Consider the following 2,834-nt stretch of genomic DNA (forward strand, 5'->3'; position numbering starts at 1 on the left):
CAACAGGACCAGCAGCACAATCGCTGCCGAAAATAGTGCACAGCTCCGTAGCAGCGCAGCCAGTTGTCTGTCAGTGCGGGACAGGAACAAAGTATTGCGCCTCGATCAGATCATTAACTTGCGGCGAACTGGCAAATTCGATGAAGTCTTTTGCGAGTCCGACAGGCTCCCCACGGGTCACCAGATTTAATGGCCTGGATAGTGGAAAGCTGCGATTACGCACATTCTCGACTGAAGCGGCTATGCCTTCGAGAGGCAGCAGTTTAATGGCAGCACCTTGGCCTGCCTCATATTCGGCAGTTCCCACGGAAACGTAACCGATGGCATCCGGGTTGCCAACCACTGTTTTAATGCCTTGCTGATTATCGCCAATAACGACTTGCGGCTTGACGTCGGTATTTTTCAAACCGAAATAATGCAGAAACAGTTCCAGTGTTGAACGGCCTTCTGCTTTATTAACGACGGTAATAGGCGCATCGTCGCCGCCGACTGCTTTCCAGTTGATGATTTTGCCGGTATAGATGTCGATGATTTGCTGTTTATTCAGTGATTGAACAGGATTAGCCTTATTCAGGATGACGCTGATTCCATCCAGAGCAACGGTAAAACTCAATAAATCTTTTTCGTCATCCTTTAGCGCCCTGGAAGCCATGCCAATATCGGCAAGCCCTGCGCGGGCATCGCTGATACCTCGTGAAGATCCGCCGGTCTGCACATCCACTCGCACATTACTGTGCAAAGACTCAAAGCGTTTGCCGATTTCTGCAGCAAGCGGCGCTATCGTGCTGGAGCCAGTTAGCACTAGTTTTTCGATTTTCGTATCATCGGGCTTTGTTCTCAAAAATCCCCAGACTGCACCTATCAGCAAAATAAGCGCTACAACTATACCCAATTTTTTCATGCTAAATTCCATTGCCATTACTGAATGATGATTTGCGTTACACGGTGATTCTGACGATCTTGTAACAAACATTGGTCGTCATTGCCAGGCAATCCTTACAAATCATTGACTCAACCTCTACGCCAGGCATGGAAACGTTCAAGCCATCGCAACAACCCTTCCGGCGCATGGTTGCGTTTCCAGACGCCGGCAACGTATTTGTTTGCCTCGGCCATGGGGATGGTGCCTAGCAGTTTGTTCAGGCCGATATTGTGCTTCATCGCCAATACGAATTCAGCAAGCAGGTCGCCGGCATGTTCACCAACAATCGTCACGCCGAGTATCCGGTCTTTGCCGGGTTGGGTCAGTACTTTAACAAAGCCCTGCGCTTCACCGTCGGCAATGGCGCGATCCAGATCGTCAAGATGATAAGTGCTGACTTCATAGGCAATACCTTGTTCGGTTGCATCTTGTTCATTCAGGCCGACTCTGGCGACTTCAGGATCGATAAAGGTAGCCCAGGGAATTACCGAATAATCGGTGCGAAACTTTTTAAGGCTGCCGAATAGTGCATTCACCGCGGCATACCAGGCCTGATGGGCGGCAGTATGGGTAAACTGGAAGGGACCGGATACGTCGCCGCAGGCAAAAATGTTCGGATAATTAGTCTGCTGGAAATCATTGGTGGCTATGGTGTGTTTGGGTGATAGTTCAACGCCCAGTTCTTCAAGGCCATATCCCTGGGTGTTGGCAATGCGGCCAATCGCTAATAACACCTGGTCGAACGGAATGCGCACTTCTTGACCTTGATGCTCGGCAATCAGAATTTTTTCACCGTTTTCGATGATGAATTTCTTGGCGGTATGTCCAACCAGCACATCGATATCTTCCTGGCGGAACTTTGCCATGACTATTTCAGAAACATCACTATCTTCCCGGATCAGCAAACGCGGTGCCATTTCCACTTGGATCACCTTGCTGCCGAAACGGGAAAAACTTTGCGCCAGTTCGCAGCCGATAGGTCCGCCGCCCAGGACAACCAGTCGCTTGGGCAGTTTACGCAAAGCCCAGATGTTATCGGAGGTCAGATAATCGATGTCTTCGATTCCCGGAATTGGCGGCACAAAGGGGCGCGCGCCAGCGGCGATAACGATGGAGCGGGTGGTAATGGTGCGGGTTTCACCCGCTGTTGTTACCTGAACTTCCCAGGGAGAAAGAATTTTGGCCTCACCTTCGATGACCTCAACGCCTAGGTCTGAATAGCGTTGCACCGAATCGTGCGGCTCGACGGTTTTGATAATCGACTGAACCCTATTCATGACATCGGTAAAATCAAATTCAGCGTCGGCTTTCTTGATGCCAAAATCCGCCGCCCTTTTAATATGGGACAGCAGTTTGGCGGAACGGATCAAGGCTTTAGACGGCACACAGCCGGTATTCAGGCAATCGCCGCCCATTTTATGTTTTTCAATTAAGGTGACTTTGGCCTTGACGGCGGCGGCAATGTAGGACGTGACCAGGCCGCCTGAACCAGCGCCAATCACGACGATATTGTTGTCAAAGCGCGTAGGTTTTGTCCATTTTGCATAGACCTTGTTCGCTTTAAGGGTTTCGACGATTTTATTGGCGATCAGCGGGAAAATGCCCAGTAAAACAAAAGAACCGATCAGTCCGGGCGACAAAATACCCGACAAGGACTCCAGTTGACCCAGCTGAGTCCCTGCGTTCACATAAACAATGGTACCGGCCAGCATCCCCACCTGGCTGACCCAATAAAAAGTCTGGATTTTTAGATTGGTCAAACCCATTGCCAGATTAATCACAAAGAACGGAAAAACAGGCACCAATCTCAGCGTAAAGAGATACAGAGCGCCTTCTTTAGCCACGCCTGCATCGATGGCTTTCAGTCGCTCGCCAAACCGGGACTTGACCGCATCACGGAACAGAAAGCGGG

General features: G+C 50.3%; 2 protein-coding genes. Both read right to left on the bottom strand.

Going from position 1 to position 2,834, the window contains the following annotated elements; genetic code table 11:
- Nucleotides 1-70 precede the first annotated feature (70 nt).
- On the bottom strand, nucleotides 71-901 hold the full coding sequence (locus tag M0R47_RS21620; protein WP_292558426.1) for a phosphate ABC transporter substrate-binding protein: 831 nt from the start codon (nucleotides 899-901) through the stop codon (nucleotides 71-73).
- Between the two features lie 110 nt (nucleotides 902-1,011).
- A partial coding sequence (locus tag M0R47_RS21625) for an FAD-dependent oxidoreductase (RefSeq protein ID WP_292558427.1) occupies nucleotides 1,012-2,834 on the bottom strand: 1,823 nt, incomplete at its 5' end.

Source organism: Methylobacter sp. (assembly GCF_023227905.1).
GTDB lineage: Bacteria > Pseudomonadota > Gammaproteobacteria > Methylococcales > Methylomonadaceae > Methylobacter_A.

Coding starts and splice junctions, on each gene's coding strand:
- M0R47_RS21620 (WP_292558426.1), bottom strand. CDS start 901: ATGAAAAAATTGGGTATAGTTGTAGCGCTTATTTTGCTGATAGGTGCA.